18 protein-coding genes are annotated in these 18,081 nt (G+C 50.5%); 8 read left to right on the top strand and 10 right to left on the bottom strand.

Annotated elements, in window-relative coordinates:
* Positions 1–67 precede the first annotated feature (67 nt).
* From ABCR88_RS14680 to ABCR88_RS14660, 5 genes are all read left to right on the top strand, one after another.
* Positions 68–1,084, top strand: a complete 1,017-nt coding sequence (locus ABCR88_RS14680; RefSeq protein ID WP_236188158.1) for an AraC family transcriptional regulator — start codon at positions 68–70, stop codon at positions 1,082–1,084.
* A gap of 398 nt (positions 1,085–1,482) precedes the next feature.
* Positions 1,483–2,919: an NAD-dependent succinate-semialdehyde dehydrogenase gene (locus ABCR88_RS14675; protein WP_309295707.1), complete on the top strand. Its 1,437-nt coding sequence runs from the start codon at positions 1,483–1,485 to the stop codon at positions 2,917–2,919.
* Between the two features lie 81 nt (positions 2,920–3,000).
* Positions 3,001–3,498, top strand: a complete 498-nt coding sequence (locus tag ABCR88_RS14670; protein WP_008015713.1) for a hypothetical protein — start codon at positions 3,001–3,003, stop codon at positions 3,496–3,498.
* Entirely contained in the window at positions 3,495–4,070 is a 576-nt protein-coding gene (locus ABCR88_RS14665) for a peroxidase-related enzyme (protein ID WP_236188161.1), read from the top strand. The genes ABCR88_RS14670 and ABCR88_RS14665 overlap by 4 nt, the downstream gene beginning before the upstream one ends.
* 276 nt (positions 4,071–4,346) lie before the next feature.
* The gene (locus tag ABCR88_RS14660; protein ID WP_078732109.1) at positions 4,347–5,462 is read left to right on the top strand and encodes an AraC family transcriptional regulator; all 1,116 of its coding nucleotides are present in this window, start codon (positions 4,347–4,349) and stop codon (positions 5,460–5,462) included.
* Here the strand turns inward: ABCR88_RS14660 and ABCR88_RS14655 are convergent.
* Complete coding sequence (locus ABCR88_RS14655) at positions 5,459–7,057, bottom strand: NAD(P)/FAD-dependent oxidoreductase (RefSeq protein ID WP_236184395.1); 1,599 nt, start codon at positions 7,055–7,057, stop codon at positions 5,459–5,461. The two genes, ABCR88_RS14660 and ABCR88_RS14655, sit on opposite strands and share 4 nt — an antisense overlap.
* 295 nt (positions 7,058–7,352) lie before the next feature.
* Between ABCR88_RS14655 and ABCR88_RS14650 the strand changes: the two genes are divergently transcribed.
* Together ABCR88_RS14650 and ABCR88_RS14645 are read left to right on the top strand one after the other, a co-directional pair.
* Complete coding sequence (locus ABCR88_RS14650) at positions 7,353–8,228, top strand: TauD/TfdA family dioxygenase (RefSeq protein ID WP_236184396.1); 876 nt, start codon at positions 7,353–7,355, stop codon at positions 8,226–8,228.
* Between the two features lie 25 nt (positions 8,229–8,253).
* Positions 8,254–8,568, top strand: a complete 315-nt coding sequence (locus ABCR88_RS14645) for an EthD family reductase (protein ID WP_236184398.1) — start codon at positions 8,254–8,256, stop codon at positions 8,566–8,568.
* Between the two features lie 123 nt (positions 8,569–8,691).
* On the opposite strand, the gene ABCR88_RS14640 is transcribed toward ABCR88_RS14645, so the two are convergent.
* The 8 genes from ABCR88_RS14640 to ABCR88_RS14605 all read right to left on the bottom strand — a co-directional run bounded on the left by ABCR88_RS14640 (position 8,692) and on the right by ABCR88_RS14605 (position 16,492).
* Positions 8,692–9,813 carry a PLP-dependent cysteine synthase family protein gene (locus ABCR88_RS14640; RefSeq protein WP_236184399.1) on the bottom strand — a complete coding sequence of 374 codons (1,122 nt, stop codon included), beginning with the start codon at positions 9,811–9,813 and terminating at the stop codon, positions 8,692–8,694.
* Positions 9,814–9,845: 32 nt separating this feature from the next.
* Positions 9,846–10,223, bottom strand: coding sequence for a Rid family detoxifying hydrolase (locus tag ABCR88_RS14635; protein ID WP_236188162.1), 378 nt, complete (start codon positions 10,221–10,223; stop codon positions 9,846–9,848).
* A gap of 106 nt (positions 10,224–10,329) precedes the next feature.
* Positions 10,330–11,832 carry an NAD(P)/FAD-dependent oxidoreductase gene (locus ABCR88_RS14630; protein WP_236184401.1) on the bottom strand — a complete coding sequence of 501 codons (1,503 nt, stop codon included), beginning with the start codon at positions 11,830–11,832 and terminating at the stop codon, positions 10,330–10,332.
* Positions 11,833–12,109: 277 nt separating this feature from the next.
* The gene (locus ABCR88_RS14625) at positions 12,110–13,420 is read right to left on the bottom strand and encodes an FAD-binding oxidoreductase (protein ID WP_224790104.1); all 1,311 of its coding nucleotides are present in this window, start codon (positions 13,418–13,420) and stop codon (positions 12,110–12,112) included.
* Between the two features lie 70 nt (positions 13,421–13,490).
* Positions 13,491–14,156 (bottom strand): amino acid ABC transporter permease, encoded by a 666-nt coding sequence (locus ABCR88_RS14620; RefSeq protein ID WP_236184403.1) that lies wholly within the window; start codon positions 14,154–14,156, stop codon positions 13,491–13,493.
* Between the two features lie 10 nt (positions 14,157–14,166).
* Entirely contained in the window at positions 14,167–14,835 is a 669-nt protein-coding gene (locus ABCR88_RS14615) for an amino acid ABC transporter permease (RefSeq protein ID WP_108538218.1), read from the bottom strand.
* The gene (locus tag ABCR88_RS14610) at positions 14,819–15,622 is read right to left on the bottom strand and encodes an amino acid ABC transporter ATP-binding protein (RefSeq protein WP_150750596.1); all 804 of its coding nucleotides are present in this window, start codon (positions 15,620–15,622) and stop codon (positions 14,819–14,821) included. The genes ABCR88_RS14615 and ABCR88_RS14610 overlap by 17 nt, the downstream gene beginning before the upstream one ends.
* Before the next feature lie 48 nt (positions 15,623–15,670).
* A complete protein-coding gene (locus tag ABCR88_RS14605) occupies positions 15,671–16,492 on the bottom strand; it encodes a transporter substrate-binding domain-containing protein (protein ID WP_236184405.1) in 822 nt (273 codons plus the stop codon).
* Between the two features lie 275 nt (positions 16,493–16,767).
* On the opposite strand from ABCR88_RS14605, the gene ABCR88_RS14600 reads away from it, so the two are divergent.
* On the top strand, positions 16,768–17,271 hold the full coding sequence (locus tag ABCR88_RS14600; protein WP_069787660.1) for an Lrp/AsnC family transcriptional regulator: 504 nt from the start codon (positions 16,768–16,770) through the stop codon (positions 17,269–17,271).
* Between the two features lie 45 nt (positions 17,272–17,316).
* On the opposite strand, the gene ABCR88_RS14595 is transcribed toward ABCR88_RS14600, so the two are convergent.
* Positions 17,317–17,928 carry an ACP phosphodiesterase gene (locus tag ABCR88_RS14595; protein ID WP_236184413.1) on the bottom strand — a complete coding sequence of 204 codons (612 nt, stop codon included), beginning with the start codon at positions 17,926–17,928 and terminating at the stop codon, positions 17,317–17,319.
* Positions 17,929–18,081 lie beyond the last annotated feature (153 nt).

Genomic DNA, 18,081 nt, shown 5'->3' with positions numbered 1-18,081 from the left:
AGACCAATGCTGGAAAGGGCCAACTGCTTTATTATTTGGGCCAATATTTTGCAATAGGCAAAGAATCATGAGCTTTCGGGATTTTACGCGCGGCCCCGCCAGCGCCTTGTTACAGCTCGAATTCGGTCGTGAGAAAGGCCTGTCGGTCACTAAAGTTCTTGCGGGCTCTGGACTGACTCAGGCGCAATTGGGCGATCCGAACGTCGAGTTGACCGCCGACCAGGAGCTACGCGTGATCAGCAATTTGCTGACACTTCTGGGGAATCCATCCGGCTTGGGATTTGAAGTTGGTACACGCTATCACTTCTCCACTTATGGCCTGTTCGGTTACGGCTTGATTAGCAGTGCGACTACAGGTGATGCCTTGGCACTGGCGTTGCACTTTCTGCCGCTCACCTACGCTTTCACCGTCATTTTGTATGAAGCGCAAGGCAATGACGGCGTGTTGACCTTTCAAGCACCTGGGCTAGCGTCGGACTTGCGTGATTTTGTGCTGGCTCGGGATATGGCTGCAGCAGCAGTGCTCCTGAACGAGTTGGCTGGTGAACACTTCGCACTGTCGCGTTTTACCCTCAGAGCTACTGCACCAACGCTACCTGGCATCGATCATCTTTTGGGCACCACTCCGACCTACTCGGCCAGCTGCAATAGCCTATCCTTCAATCGCGCGTTCCTGTCTCACCCCTTGCCCCAGGCCAATGCCGTCACGGTAAGCATGTGCGAACAGATGTGCACAAAGTTGATGCAAAGCAGAGTCGCCCGCTCGGGCATGACTGCCCTGGTGCAGCACTACCTAACTAGCTCCGAAAACACACCAAGGGATCTTTCCGAAATTGCCCGTCTGACCCATATCAGCACGCGCACCCTGAAGCGCCGACTGAGCGATGAAGGCACCACGTTTCGAACACTGCTGGCAGAAGCCCGCAGCAGCAGCGCCATCGAAATGATCAACGACTCCCGCTTGAGCCTGACCGAGATCGCCGAGCGACTAGGCTTCAGTGATTTATCGAGCTTCTCTCAAGCATTCAAGCGATGGCATGGGGTGGCACCGAGCAATTTCCAAAACTCAAAAAAACAAAAGTGATCACCGGAAAGGATTTTCGGGTTAATGAATCCCTGCTTTGCCAAATACAACCAATAGCGCTCACGCGCCCTTCACCAGAATAAGCGACTCGTATCAGCAGTGAGGTCTTGAGGCTGGTTGAAACGATCCTTGCGTTCGCCTATGGACAGAAACTTCCATGTAGTAGAGGCAAAATCGCTCCCCGCCATCCAATTGGATAATACTTTTACTAGCGCCATATTTTTTAGAAGAAAATTCTAAATTTGATGTGTTTTCTGAAAAAGAACAGAAAATTTTCCGTTGAGAAATGCCCTATATTTTATTGAAGCCCATGTGTCGTAGATAGCTTGTAGCTAAGCACCACAATGAGTTTTTAGCCAAGTCGTGGGATGTCAAAACCATAGCAACTATGAGAGGTGATCATGGAACAAATACCATTGTTTATTGGCGGTGTATGGCGTAACACGCATCCCACTGAATCGATCCCCGTAATCAATCCGGCAACTGAAGAGCAGATCGGACTCATTGCAAAAGCTAGCTTGGCTGATATTGAAGATGCGGCTATCGCAGCTGAGAAAGGCTTTGCGACATGGAAGCAGGTTTCCGCGCTCGATCGTGCATCGATTATGCACAAAGCGGCAAATTTGATTCGTGAGCGTGCTGAAAATATCGCTCTGGTGCTCACTGCCGAGCATGGAAAGCCCTTGGCGGAAGCAATGGGTGAAGTCGCAGCAACTGCTGATACCATCGATTGGCATGCTGAAGAAGGAAGACGCGCGTACGGGCGTGTTATACCTTCGCGCGCACTAGGGATTCATCAATTTACTCTGATGGAGCCTATCGGGCCTGTAGTGGGTTTTGCCCCATGGAATTTCCCGCTCATTCAAGCAGTGAAAAAGGTCGCTGGTGCGCTGGCCGCCGGCTGTTCGATCATCTTAAAAGGCGCAACCGAGGCACCTACGTGTGCTGTTGAGCTTGTGAAAGCATTCGCTGACGCTGGCGTTTCTCCGGGAGCCGTCAACCTACTGTTTGGCGACTCGAGCCAGATTTCTGAGCATTTGATTGCTCATCCCTCGATCCGGAAAGTGACCTTCACCGGATCAACGCCAGTGGGCAAAAAGCTTGCAAGCCTCGCCGGGCTGCATATGAAGCGATCCACAATGGAGCTGGGTGGCCATGCGCCGGTAATCGTTATGGACGACGCGGACATCGCAACCGCAGTTAAGATTTCTGTAGCCGCTAAATATCGAAATGCGGGCCAGGTCTGTGTCTCCCCTACTCGCTTTCTTGTTCACTCTAAAGTGTTCGACGAGTTTGTTTCCCGTTTCGTGGAAGGCGCACGCGCAATCAAGGTAGGCGACGGTCTTGATCCGACGGTAACAATGGGCCCGATGGCTCATTTGGGCCGGCTTAAGGCAACAGAAGAACTCGTGGCAGATGCTGTATCCCATGGAGCGAAGCTGGAGATTGGCGGCAACCGCGTGGGCGACAAGGGTTATTTCTTCGAACCCACCGTTCTCACGAATGTACCGGTGACCGCCCTCGCCATGGTTGATGAACCCTTCGGGCCGATTGCAATAATCAACCCATTCGACGACATCGACGAAGCCATCAAAGAAGCGAACAGACTGCCATACGGTCTTTCTGCCTACGCCTATACGCGATCGCTTTCCTCGGCCAATAAGCTGTTTAACGGCATCGAGTCTGGCGCCATCTCGATCAACCATCACAGCGTTGCCCTACCCGAGCACCCGTTTGGCGGCGTGAAAGATTCCGGATACGGAACCGAAGGAGGCCCTGGCGCACTGGATGCTTTCATGACCACGAAGTTCGTTTCGCTTGCGAGCGTTCTTTAACGTTCGGCGAACGTGTTTTTTAGTCGCTATCGAACACGGCTGCATCCAGGAAATAACGTGTCGCTAACTATTGGAACTCATATGCTTACTCCGAACATTATCGAGCGTCTTGTCGGCGCAAACGAAAACTCTCCGCTCGCGATGGCCATTGCTGAGCGGGCAGAAATTATGGCGCTGAGCCAAGCGAGCCATGATGCCGTGATCATTCCGAAAGATCCCGGTGGTCTGTCACATGCAGAACGTGCAGCTCTTGCTGAACGAATCGCTCGGTTGAGCAACTCTGAAGAATTGGCTGATCACTACCATGCTTGTCTTGAGACAGCAGGTGGCGAAGAAGGCCTTTATGTTGCTGCCAATCCTCAGCAGTCCGCGTACGGGGATGAACGCTTTATGGCGATTATCCGATTCACGGATCTGGTCACTCAAAAGCCGCGAGAAGCTACAAAGCAAGATATCGATACCTTAAAGGCCGCTGGGATTTCAGAACCGGACATCGTAAGGCTCACGGAAGTCCTCGCTTTCGTGAACTACCAACTCCGGGTCGTAGCAGGATTCAAAATTGCAGGAGAAATGAAATGAGCCAGGTTGTGCATAATTTCACCGTATCGGTGCCTCACTGGTCGCCGTACATCAAGCCTGTCGAGTTAGAAAGTGCGAGCCAAGAGCAGCTTGATGCGATGAAAGTGACCCCATCGAGCAAAAAGATCTCGGAGTATGTGCTCACTCTCGCTCATGACCCTGAATCGCTCGCGGTGCGATCCCCTTTGTTCAACGCTATTATGTATGGCCGCGCTGGCTTGCCTCCAGCTGAGCGTGAACTGGGGGCGATTGGTTCTTCAATTGTTAATCGATGCGTCTACTGCGCTGCAGTACACGGCGCCCGATACAATCAGCTGACCAAAAGTACAGAGCTGGTCGCAAAAATCTTTGCAGACGAAACCGAAGCACAATTGGATGATCGCTCTCAGGCGTTGTTTGACTTTGCGGTTGAGTTAGCCAAGTCACCCCCAGTGCTGAATACACGGCATGCCGATGCCTTGAAAGAACTCGGCTTTGACACGCTTGGTGTCGTTGATCTGGTATTGGCTACAGCCATTTTCGGATGGGCAAATCGCTTGATGCACGTTCTAGGAGAACCCGTAAGAATCTGACCAGCACATCGCACACTAACGGGTAGCCACGATCTGCCCGTTAGTAAAAATCAACAGATGCATTGCACAATTCCACTCCTCTCCTTCGTCCCCCTAATTCGCCGGATTTACTCCGCTGCGAAACGCGTCCGCGATAGCCTTGGAATATTCATGCCTGTCGTGCTAGATATTCGTCATATTGCCTTGCTGAATTCTAATTAAAGAGAGCAATGCTGCGCATATATAGCGGCGTTTCCCTTTCTAACCAAGCATCGCACTGTGGATAAAGGACGTAAAATGACCCGACCTCTCACCGTCAGTGCCACTTGGCTTGTAGGCGTCATCGAGGAACTGACTCGTCAAGGTATCGAGCCTTCCCGTCTGGGCGCTTCATGGGCTAAACACCTGGAAGACGTGGCGCCGACGCGGCAACTACAACTCGTACAAGTGAGAAGGCTTTGGCAGCGGGCAATGCAACTCTCCCAGGATCCGCTGCTCGGCTTGAAGGTTGGCGTAGCACTGCCACTGCAATCGATGAACGTCGTAGCGCTGGTGTTGATGCACAGTAGCTCCTTACGCCAGGCGCTCGCCCATACGGTCAGGCTGCAGCAATTGGTCAGCAACTCTGGTCGTTTTTTAATTGAACCTGCGTCCAACAATGGTGTTCATCTGGTTTACCACGTAACACCCAGCCCAGTTGCCATGCATCCGGCCCAGATAGATTCGCTGTTTGCCGCGTACATACGCCTTCTCTATAACTGTATGCCGGCTGATCGTAGGCCATCCAGAATTGAGCTACCTGGTACTGACGCGTGTTTAGCCGACCGCTATCAAGTCTATTTTGAATGTCCGGTCATTCTCGGAGTCGAGCACGCTCGTGTCGTATTTGGCGCTGAACTGCTGGACTCACCCTGGCAGGCTGCTGATCCAACACTGCTTCGCATCGTACTCGGTCGCGCGGAGACGTTGCTTAAAACCCAGGGTCGCTCCGACACGCTCGTTGATTACGTGACAGCAGCCATTGCCGCGCAGGGATTTTCAGAAGCGAATTGCGACAGCGTTGCGAGTTCGCTGGATCTCAGCAGGCGTACTCTTCAGCGTCGATTGGCTGAGCGCGGTTCATCCTTCCGCCAATTACTGGAAGCGGTGCGTATGAGCGAGGCATTGGAAGGCCTGGCTGATCCCGATCTGCCGCTTATGATGCTGGCAGAACGGCTGGGCTATGCAGAGCCCAGCGCTTTTTCGCATGCTGTGCGAGGTCATTTCGGTAAAGCACCTAGTGCGCTGCGCCTTGAATTAGTAAGCAGCTTCTCTGCAGGAGGAAAGGCCCTTGCAATCAACAATACTGAGGGTTCTGACCACCAGAGGGCGCCTTGTAAAGCCGATTCGACCCGGTGCGAACTTGAGGTCTAAAGCTCACGAAAAAGGTCACGTTCGAGAACGGCACTCGCCGCGACCAGCCCACTGACCATCGCACCACTGACTCCGGCAGCGGTCACATCCTGTCCACCGAAGAATAGACCTTTAACAGGGCCGTGCGCGCGCATCCAGCGCTGTGCAAAACGAAGCGGCGTTTGTTCATATCCCATGAAATTGCCGCGACTACGATTTAGAAAGTGATTGAAAGTTAGAGGTGTAGCCAACTCGGCATGAGCAATGCGTCCGCTGATTTGAGGATAATGTTTTAAGGCCACGGCCAAGAGGTCTTCGCTCAGTCTTGCCGTCATATCCTCGTACTCTGCGCCTCTGTGCTTCCACTTCGTGCCAGTGAAACGCTCGAACACCGACCAATCAGTTAAGCCGCAAATATCCATCGTGCTCTGCTTAGGGTGGCGCTCGGGCCAACTCGGATCCCGCAGTGATGGATGGGCAATGAAATGCAGGGGCATGGGCTGTCCCTCTGGATCAGCTTTGTACCGTACAAGGTTCGCCGGGAGATCATTGCTTGGGTGCACCCACAGATTGGCTGGATGAATGTTCAGATCAGCGTTTGCGATGTCGATGCCTAGGTTCAGCACAGCAAAACATTGAGTTGTACCAATGCTCTTAGTTACCTCACCCAATGGTTGCGCCAGTTCAGGATTTGCATGAGCCAGCAACGGTACGGTCTGAGAGATACCAATCGCACTGACGACTCTGTCCGCGCGAATCTGGCTTCCGTCAGCGGTTTGCACACCTACTACGCAACCATCACTCATCTCGATGCTCACAACCTCTGCCGCCACCAGACAAGCTCCTCCTGCCGCACGTACAGTGTCGGCCATTGCTGTGGCGATGCGTTGCGAACCGCCAACGGGGTAGCTCGCACCATCGATGTAATGGCTGAAAACCATGGCATGGATCGCAAAAGAGGCCTCCGCAGGGGAATTGCAGTAGTCGCCGTAGTTCCCACACCAGACTGCCTTAAGGTCAGCGTTGTCAGTCAATTCGTCCAAAACATCCTGCACTGTGCGCTGCGCAAGTGACATGAACGCAGTCTGAGCCTTGGTGAACGCTGCATCAGACGCTGAACGTGGCAACGCCCGCTCTCCGAAGAAGCATTTCGCAGCCCGGCTTGCTTCACCCACTAGCTCTACGTAACGATCGATCGCGCGCGCATCCTTCGGAAAGTAGTCCTTGAGTCGATCCTTGTAGGCTTCTGCACCGGCCATATGATCGTAGCTATTGGCACCTACGATAATGCGATTGTAGTTTTCGGGCATGGGCGCCCATTCAAGTTGACCACCTGAGACTTTGTCGAAAAGGCGATAGAGGCCACTCGTTTTGCGATGTACCTCGCCCATATAGTGCAGGCCTACGTCCCACTCGAAGCCCTGGCGTTTGAAGGATTGCAAACAACCACCCAACACCGCGTGGCGTTCGAGCACCAAAACGCGCTGTCCTTCGAGCGCCAACAATGCGGCTGTGCTTAGGCCGCCTGCACCAGAACCTATGACAATCGTGTCGAACCTGCTGTCTAGCTCGCCACGAGCCAACGCGCGCTTAAAACTCAGATCGTAATCGCTCATCGTTCGTCCCCTTCCCTGCCCTTTCCGGGATTTTTATTGATCACTGCTGCGCACGCTACGCAGCCTGGCTGAGTGTGGGTACGTGTGGAATCGGCGGGAATGGCACCACACGCCAAAGATTTGTTTCGACACGACAATTGAAAAGCGGGAACACCAACCGCCCAAGGTATTGGCATCCCAAATCAATTCTCTGTCGCACGGTAGCAACGACAGCAGAGGGCTGGCATCGGAGAATCCCTCCACGGTCTTCCTGTGATTTATCTATTTATAAAAATGAGAGAAAGGGACTGCGATGATGGACAGCAACTTTAGGCATATTCAGGTGGAACCCGAGGCTCAGGGTTTTGGAGCCAGGATTACTGGTATCTCGATTGATAAGCCACTCACGGCAGCTGTATTAAGAGAGGTAAAGGAAGCGTGGGCCAGGCACTCGGTAATTTACTTCCCGGATCAGCCTCTCTCCCACACACAACTGGAAGCGTTCACGCTTCAGTTTGGTGAGTTCGGCGTAGACCCATATATCGTCCCGATGGAGGCTCATCCGCACATTCTCGAACTCAGACGCGAGGCAGATGAAAAGGCAGTTAACTTTGGTGCCCAGTGGCACTCAGACTGGAGCTTTCAGGAACAGCCGCCGGCGGGAACCATCCTACATTCCAAGATCACTCCACCCGTGGGTGGCGATACGCTATTTGCCGACGGCTATCGTGCCTACGATGACCTTTCTGAGACGATGAAAGGACTCATGAATAATCTCGTCGCGATACATTCTGCGAGCATGCCGTATGGCAAAAATGGCCTCTTCGCAAAAGAGACAGAAGCACGCTCAATGAAGATAGTAGTCAGTGAAGACGCCGACAAAACCTGGCCACACCCGCTGGTACGTATACATCCCGTGACGGGTCGCAAATCCCTCTACGTGAGCCCTGTCTATACGCAGGGTATTCAGGGTTTGACTCGTGGAGAATCAACGGCGCTGCTGAGTTATTTGTATCAACACATGGTGCAGGACACATATGTCTACCGTCACCGATGGGCGCCGAACATGCTTACTCTGTGGGACAACCGCTGCACGCTTCACAATGCAGAGGGTGGCTACGACGGCCACCTACGCCTCATGCATCGAACAACCATCTCAGGCGAACGCCCTGTTGGTGTTGCCGCCGTTTAATCAATAAACCAGGGAGATACACCCAATGATTGACGTAAGCATTCTGTACCCGAATGAAGCGGACGCAACCTTCGACTTCGATTACTATCGTGACCAACATATGACGATGATTCAGCAGAAGATGGCCGGGGCCTGCAGTCACTTCACTGTTGAAAAAGGCCTTCAAGGCCCAGTGCCGGGAAGCGATCCGACCTACCTTGCGATAGGCCATCTCTTCTTCGAATCGCTCGACGCATTCACCGCAGCATTCGGGCCGCATGCCAAGGCCATCGGGGCGGACATCGCCAATTACACCAATCTCAAGCCCATCATTCAGATCAGCGAAGTGCTCGTAGGCTGATCCCCAAGAAACTGATTGGCGCGAACCGAAAGGCACCTGGCTTTTAAGAACCAAGTGCCGATTTATTTAAAGCTTGCATAAGAGCCGTCAGCTTATTAATAACCAGTTATGAGTCAAGACTAACTACTGGCCTCGTACATTTTCACAGAGGTTGATCAGTGACACATCTGAAGCTTCTCCATCGAGAAATAAATTCAAATATTTCTCATAAGGCCTTATGTCAATTTTGGCTTCTTTAAGCCAGTCAGCATCGTAATACGTAGAGGTATAACGATCTCCCGAATCGCAAATTACCGATACTATTGACCCTGTCTGCTTCTGTGAGCGCATTTGCTCCGCGATACAACAAACACCAAAGAAATTCGTTCCCGTAGAACCACCAACACGACGCGATAGCCGCTCTGAAAGAACGTGCATGGCAGCAAGTGAAGCTGCATCTGGAATCTTTATCATGTGGTCGATGACATCAGGGATGAACGAAGGCTCTACCCTAGGCCGACCAATACCTTCGATCCGAGAGGGAGTGGCACAAGTGCTCGCCTTATCCCCAGTATCGTAGGATTCGTAGAAAGCAGAATGTTCAACGTCAACTACACAAAGTCGAGTGTTCAGATGCTTATACTTGATATACCTTCCGATTGTAGCTGACGTTCCTCCAGTGCCGGCACTCATAACCACCCAAGCTGGTTCAGGATCTTTCTCCATCGCCATTTGCGAAAATATACTTTCGGCGATGTTATTGTTGCCACGCCAGTCAGTAGCGCGTTCTGCATTTGTAAACTGGTCTAAATAATGACCACCCGTTTCACGAGCAAGTTGCTCGGCGACCGTATAGATAGCCCCAGGATTGTCAACAAAGTGACATGTTCCCCCTAATCGATTGATTGCATCGATTTTCTGGCAACTGGTGGAACGCTGCATTACTGCAGTAAAGGGCAGATTTAGGAGCTTAGCGAAATACGCCTCACTGACAGCTGTTGAGCCTGAAGATGCCTCGACTAACAAAGTACCTTTCTTTATCCAGCCATTGCAGATGCCATACAGGAAAAGCGATCGTGCCAAGCGGTGCTTCAGACTGCCTGTAGGGTGAGTAGACTCATCCTTTAGATAAATCGATATCCCAGGCAGCCCGTTAAAATCTAAAGGAATCAGATGTGTATCGGCAGAGCGATTGGCATCCCCCTGCAACACGCCGATCGCCCAGCGAGTCCACTCTTTATCCTGATTACCGAGATTAAGATTCATAAATATCCTGTATTTGGCTACTGATTCAACATTCAGTCCAGCGCGACAATGGCATCTACTGCAACGAGGGCTCCTTTTGGTAGTGCGGAAACCTCGAATGTGGCGCGAGCAGGGAACGGAGAAGAGAAATAGGTAGCATATACGTCATTCAACTTCGCAAAATCACTTAAAACCGTGACCATTATTGTTGTTTTGATAGTCTTTGAAATACCGGTGCCCGCTGCTTCAGCAATCGCTGAGATATTGCTGAGGCACTGTTTCATTTGAAGCAAGGCATCGTCCGCCACCAGCTCTCCTTTGGCTGGGTCAATGCCTAGCTGCCCAGAAACAAATAGATATTCGCCATGGCAGACTGCTTGGGAATAAGGGCCAACGGCAGCAGGGGCTAACAAAGTTGAAATATTTCGCATGAACAGATCCCTATCCATTATTAATGGATATTAACAATTTATAATTTTATGTCAGCAAAGGTATCGATTACCGATACCTTTCATGGGCCAAGCAATGACAAATAATTCAATCAGCGAAAATTTTGCTTGTCTGAGTTGAATTGCTGAACGGAACAACTCCTACCATCTCAAGCTCGGCATAATCGGTGAATTTATTATAAATTTCTTCAGCATCCTCAAGATAAAGCGATTTGGTGATACCACGTACCGCACGAGGAACCGAATATCTAAACCCGCTGATAGCCGAACCGGAAAGCCCCATACTTACAAGGGCGCTATAAGTAAAGTTGAATATATTCTTAATGTAGGGGGCTTCCCCAGGCGATTTTTCGACAAACTCAAAATTCTCACCCAGGTAGGGATGGCTAGATATTTGAGCATCTTCCTCCCCATGGGCAGGACTATATTTGTCTTGCCACAGCGCTATGTCATTGGCAATGCTTGAAAGCTCTGGGCGTAGTGAAAAATCGTTCACAAACCCAACAGCAACTATCAAGTAGTCGACCTTGAGCTTGTCTCCAGACGCAAGGGTGATCTCAACTTGTTCTTTTCCGTCATCAATGACGAGTTTCACCCCTTCCCAGGCCGCATTGGTACGAACGCTCGCACCTTCTAAACCTGACAATCGATTGTAGGCGTCCTGCGGAGCTGGAATGTTGTACCTGAACATATGCCGCATGTATTTCCACTTCAGGGAATTATCCATATCAGCGTAATGATTAAGAAACCCTGCTTTTGCCATCCAGATCTGAGGGTTAATTCGCTGGATATCCTTGCGACGAATACAAACAGTCGCTTCTAACGCTCCTGCCTCAAGCGCAGTCGAAGCGTTGTCGAATGCAGATGCGCCTGCACCGAGAACAGCAATCTTCTTCCCTACAAGCTTGGAAAAATCTATATGCTCTCCTGAAGATGCATATCGATCTTTAGGCAATGCCGATGAGATGAACTTGGGTACATGCCACGCCCCGCTGCCATCAACACCTGTCGCAACAACCACTCTGCGAGCATAAACAACGTCGCGAGCCGATATTTCTCCTCGATCGTCGAATCTGTTCAGCTCTAGTCGAAACAGCTTTTCTTCTGGAATGACGTTGGAGACACCAGTAAGATTCTCCACTGGGATCTTCAACGTATCGCGACACCATGTTAGATACTCTTGCCAGTCCCCTTTCGGAATTTTTATCAGCTCTTCCCAAGCCTCTTCGCCGTATTTGGCTGTATACCATGCTTGAGGTGCAAGACTGGTTAATGTCGCATCAATACCCGGCAAATGCTTTACGGTACGCAAAGTGCGCATCCGCGCCGTATTATTCCATGGGCCTTCCAGGCCTTTGGGCTGCCGATCAAAAACAACGATGTTATCAACCCGTTCGCGCAAGAGACCTGCAGCGATTGCCAACCCGCCTTGGCCTCCCCCGATGATAGCAACGTCGTAGACATGCTTGCCGCTAGGGTGCGCCTTAGGCAGTACCCAAGGGTCATGAGGAAAACGTAGAACGTGGAGATCGGCCTGTACCCTGGACGCCAATTCATCTAGAGCACTATATTCTGTTGATTTCACACTCATTTTTCTTCACCTATCTACATAGATCCGAAATATAGGTCATCTCGTCGCAAACAGCCCCAGAGGCCACTCATATCGCTATTTCGCTAATTGGGCTCGATGAAGTCAGTGTATTCTTCCTTCATCAAAAGCAGTTTCCAATCTTCACCGCTAAAGCCAGGCAAAAATGAATAAACTTCTAAAAAAAGCCAAACTCTTGGAATTATTTTTCCAGGTTTCGCTAGCGCACGAATGAAGACCTCCAACAGAACTGCAGAGCCCACGAGTTTTTTCGTCTTGGCTACGTGAAAAGCAGCGTATTACGATAGAAACGAATTCCAGCGTCATATGCTTCTAATGCGATCTCACGCATTGGATATTTCGTAGACTTTCTTAGTGGCAACGGAGTGATTACATCATCGCCAAGTGCGATTTTAGCCAGCATTTTTCCGAAATAAGCATTTGGTGCAATGCCTCGTCCGTTACATCCGATGGTTGCAAAGATGCCCGGGCGCGGTTCAACGAGATGCGGCAATCTGTCGACCGTTTGGCCAAGCGTGCCTGACCACCGATAGCCCCATTTGAATGTAGGCGCGAAAGGGTAGACAAACTTCATTGCGCGATTTACCCAGTTATCCCCTTCCGAATGAATGGGAAGGAATCCAATAGATCCAACATGAAGACGCCCAACCGGGTCATATCTGAACCACAGCGGTATCTTATGGGTGTCCCACATGGCTATGTAGTGAGGCAAAATTCGCTCTCTCCACTCAGGAGGTAACGGATCTGCAGTGGCGATACCAAAAGCACCAAGAGGCATTATTTCCTCTTTGAAACCTGGTACCAGATCATTGCTGTATGCGTTGGTTGAGAGAATGACTTTGTCGGCTTTTATTGTCGTATTGCCGGTGGTAGCAACCCATCCGGTACCTGAAGGTTCCAGGGATGTCACTTTAGACCCGGTAGAAATTCTAAGACCTCTGGCGACTGCGGCTCGCGCTAACCCGCGCACGTAGGCAAGCGGTTGAAGCGTAAATCCGCGATGATCGATCAGTGCAGCTTTATATCGGGTCGATCCGTTCATCTCTTCGAGTTCAGAGCCATAGACCATCTGAACATTCGCGCCCAGGGCTTGCCAATCCGAAGCCTGGGTTTCGAGTTCTCGTGTTTTTTGAGGAGACGTTGAACAGCGGATGATAGGCCTTTCGTCAGCGGCACAATCAATATCGTAATCGCGTATCAACTGACGGACGACGTCTGGGGCGCTACCCAATTCCTTCAAGAAAAGCTGACCATAATCGGGGCCTAACGCGCGGAGGATTTGTTCGGGCGAGAGGAACTGGCCAGGATTCACTTGCCCCGCATTGCGACCGCTCGCACCAGAACCAATTTCTTGAGCCTCAACCAATATCGTCTTAGCACCGCGCTCCGCACAGTGGAGTCCTGCCGTCACACCGTTAAAGCCGCCACCGATGATCAACACATCGCACGACTCTTGCCGTGCAAGGATCACGCTTTCTGGCTTTGCCCCACCAGTCGCAGACCACATTGAATGGTCGATCTCAGATTCTTGTCCGCTAATGAAAGGTCTATCGCCATTAAACATAGTCATCCTACTTCGCTACGAGCGCTTAAATTATTAACTGTTGTCAATCGCTACAAAGTTTTTCTTTCTTGCTTAACTAAATAGCCATGGTATGCAGGATTTTCCGCTCCAAGGCAGTAACTGCCCGGGTAATAGGAAATGCAATAACAAAATAGATTACTGCCGCTGCTGTCAAAAGCTCCACCGGGTGCCCTGTTCGGTTCGATATGTTTTGACTAACGAACATCAAGTCAGCCATACCCACGGCGGAGACGAGTGCACTCTCCTTAAATAAGCTAGTGCAATTCGATAAAAGCGTGGGAGCCGCTCTGAGAAGCGCTTGCGGTAGAAGAACGTACAAAGTATGAACACGATAAGTCAGTCCGAGAGCAACCCCCGCATCATGTTGCTCTTTGCTAACAAAACTGAACGATGCGCGGAACGTCTCGCTCGTAATCGCCGCCATATACAACGTAAGCGCGATTATTCCGCAAGTCAGATTCGAGAGCTCCATACCCAAGACCAGAGGCAAGCAGAAAAACATCCAAAACAACTGAATGAGCACTGGAGTACCGCGAAACAGCGCTACATAGACAGTGCTGACCCCATAGATAATCTTATTTTTTGAGCTCCTTGCAATCGCAACCAAAAAACCTAAAGCACACCCCAACACAACGCAGATCGCCGTGAGCTTTAAAGTTAACAAAAGGCCAAAAAACAACGCAGCCTTGTAATCGAAGATTACTGAAAAATCTAGTTCCATGGCCGCGTCCTCATGAGTTTTCCGCTTTACGGCGTCGCTCTATGTATTCTACGAGCTGTGATATAGGGAACGATATTGCAAAATATATAAGAGCTATAACGGTAAACACCTCGATAGGTCGATAAGTGTCGGTGGCCAGTATTTTTCCCATATACATGAGATCTTGCAAAGCGACTATCGCAACCAGCGCAGTTTGTTGGAATGCGCCAATGCCGTTTGCAACCAAAACGGGTAGCGCCGAACGAAATGCTTGTGGGAGCACCACATACACAGTTCGTTGAAACGGAGAAAGCCCCAGAGCAACAGTTGCATCGTACTGATTGCTTTGAACTCCCTGGATGGCGGCCCTGTACGCTTCCGCGTTGAATGCAGCAAGGTTGAGTCCAATCGCCAAAATACCCATCGTCATTGCATCGATGTAAACATCGAAGATGATGGGTATGCAGTAGAAAAACCATACGATCTGGACAAGCGCAGGGGTACAGCGGAAAAACTCGATGAACAAGGTAAAAGGCCAACGGAGTATCGGATTTGGGCTCATAACCAATAGTGCAATGATGAAACCAAGAGTCAATCCGATGATATTCGCTGCGACAGTGAGTTCCAGGGTTACGACTAACCCTTTGAGCAGCGGCCAGAGACCGTTCGCGATGAAGAACAAATCAAATTGATAGTTCACGTCCGACTCCTACCGTCTCGCCAATATGAAAGACTCGCTGTATGAACTCTCTCGTTCGAGCTTCCTTCGGCCTACCGAGTACCTGCTCGGGAGGCCCATCTTCGACTACAACGCCGCCAGCGCAGAAAATCACACGTGAAGCGATGTTTTTGGCGAAGTGCATATCGTGAGTCACTATCACCATGGGCATGGATTGTTCAGCCAAATGCATGATGACTTGCTCGACTTCAGCCACCAGCTCGGGATCGAGAGCAGAAGTCACTTCATCAAACAACATTAGCTTTGGATCGAGCATCAAGGCTCTAGCGATGGCGACGCGTTGCTTCTGCCCACCGGAAAGATGGGCAGGATAAGCTTTTTCCTTTGCTTCCAACCCGAATCTCGTCAACAAACCGCGCGCTCGAAGTTCTGCCGACTGCTTCGACTCACCTCTTACCTTGATCGGTGCGAGTGTCAGGTTCTGAAGAATATTGAGGTGGGGGAACAACGTATAATGCTGAAAAACCATTCCAATGTTACGACGGATCTCCTTATCAATTACCGTTCTTCCATATTTGTCAGTCGTAATGTAGTTTTTGCCTTGAAACAGTAATTGGCCTTTATCAATATCTTCTAGACCCATCAACACTCGCAGCAATGTACTTTTCCCGCCACCACTCGGCCCAATCACGACAACCCGATCACCAGGGCACATGCTAATGTCCAAACCTTGCAGCACAGGTTTCACGCCGCCCGCATAGCTTTTGTGCAGCCCCTTCATTTCTACGAGATAATTTGAATTTGCCATTAGCTTCTACTCCAAGATCAGACAGCCTCTAACACCCACTAAGACCAATCACTTAGTCTCGTGTGCGATCGCTTTATTGATTAGCTCATCCATATGACCGGTCGCGACGGCGTCATTGATATAAAGGTCTAATACTTGAAGATCAGCGTATGAGGTATCGCGCCGTAGGCCGAACGAAACGCCTTTTTTGTCGATCGCCGGCACAGGCTTAAGAATGACTGCCCAGTCGGTGTGCGAAGCAGCGAATAAGTCATTAGCTGCTGACGTATCAAAAATCACATCAGCTCGTTTAGACATTACAGCCAAACGGATTTCGTCCGGGCCAGGTAACCGCATAATCGATGCGTTTTTGATGATGGCCGTAAGTGACTTATCTTGAGCAGTACCAGACGAGACAGCGATGGTCACGCCAGGCTGGTCAATATCAGCAAGGCTTTTCGGATGATTCGTCTTTGGGTTTTTCTGGTTGTAGATAAAGGTCGATTCGGTCGCTGATAAGTTTTTTGAGAATACGATAGAGAGCGCACGTTGCGGGGTAGCCGTAAGTGCAGGTGCCAAATCCCATTTTCTGGATTGCAAGCCAGCGATCATGTTGTCCCAACTGGTATCCACAAATACCGGCTTGACCTTCAGGATCTCAGCAAACTCTCTGCACGCATCGACGAAGAAACCTGAATACTCCCCGGTGGCCGGATCTTTCATGATGTACGGTGGAGCTTCTGCCGTGCCACAACGAATCGACCCAGATTTTTGGGCTGCTGCCCAAACGCCATCCCCCTCACCTTCGGCGTAAACGCCTGATGATCCGGAAACCACTCCTACTAGAACCAATGCCGGTAACAGACGCATGCCCATACGTTTGAAAATCATATCGGTATCTCCCAGTGATGCGCCGGCCATGCGCAGATTTGAGGGGATGGCCCTCTGAGCCTCTTGTTATTTTCAGCGCGCCCGCTTTGGGGCTAGAACGCACCTCTTTTTTTCTCCCTGATGAAGCACTCTGCTCGATCCGTTTAGCTGATGAAAAAAGACTACCATTTGACAATAGGTAAACTATTGCAAAATTTCCACACCCCAACCTCTTGACATAGAAGCAACTTCCAATGCTTTCTGTATCTGTGCAATATTTTTTCGAGGCTGTGTAAATGTCCAGTTCTTCAAAGCTGCCGGATCGCTCATCCCGCCTAGACCGTATTGATCGTCGAATACTGGCAGGTCTCCAGCGAGACTCTACTCAGCCAGTCACCGAGCTCGCGGAGCAAGTCGGGCTCTCCATGACTCCCTGCTGGCGCAGAATTCAGCGCCTGGAACAACAAGGTTTCATCAAGAAACGTGTCGCCATCCTTGACAGAACGACGCTGAACGCAAAAGTGACAGTGTTCATAATGATCAAAACAAGGGAACACTCCATTGAATGGATAGATCGCTTCCATAAAGCCACCCGTGACATGACCGAAATTGTCGACATTTATCGGATGAGCGGTGAGGTTGACTATTTAATTCGGGCTTTCCTGCCTGATATCCAAGCGTACGATGCACTCTATAAAAAGATCATTAGTCAGCTACCGGTTGCGAATATGACTTCCATGTTTGCAATGGAAGAAATCAAGTCGACAAGTGAAGTACCGCTTGATTTTATTCCAGATTAAATCGACTTCTGAGGCAGCTCGTTGTATCCAGACGAGCTGCCTGGTCTAAACGCTAACCATCGAAATTGGCGATTTTTTTCCTAATTCCGAACCGGGTTGGGCGTACTGCCACAGCAATGGATAGAACTCTAAGAAATCCGCACTTAGCGGCTCATACAGAGCTGTCAGCTCTTCGTATGCCCCACGCAAGCCGTCTGGTTGGGATAGGCGTAGGGAGATGACTTCCAGCCCATGGCCGATCATCGAAAAATCCCTATACGCTCCAAGCCAATCTTCCGTGATGATCAACGGCGCGATTTGAGCCAATCGTTCCGGCAACGCGGGCTCCCCCTCTAAAAGTCGATAGATTTTTTGAGAGAAAACGTCCAGGGGTAGATCGGCGTATCGCTCCCAATCTCGCGCTAAGCAGTGATCAAAAAACATGTCGAGCGCGATTCCTGCATAGCGACGTCTTGTTGCCGGGAATCGATCAAGCGCCCTTCTAACCAGTGGATGGGAATCCGTGAAGGCATCAATTCGACGATGCAGCCTGATTGCCTCCTCAGTCTGAGTAGAAAATTTTCCTAAAAGCGCACCCTTCACAAAATCTCCATAAAGACTCCCCAGCAGCTGTTGCGGCTCCTGTCCGCCTAAGTGGAGGTGTGCAAGGTAGTTCATATTGATTCCTAGTAGCTGAATGGAGGCTGGCCACACTATTGAAGGAGAGTTCCAAGCGTAAAAAAATACCCTTAGCAGGAACACTACCAGTCAATAGGTAGGTCATCAACACCAGATTTCCCCTCCCCCAACACCGTCGTGTGGCAGACGACG

The sequence above is a fragment of the Pseudomonas sp. W17 genome, assembly GCF_040268305.1.
GTDB classification, from domain to species: Bacteria; Pseudomonadota; Gammaproteobacteria; order Pseudomonadales; family Pseudomonadaceae; genus Aquipseudomonas; species Aquipseudomonas protegens.
The sequence above is the reverse complement of the archived record's forward strand: the minus strand, read 5'-3'. Positions and strand labels throughout refer to the sequence as shown.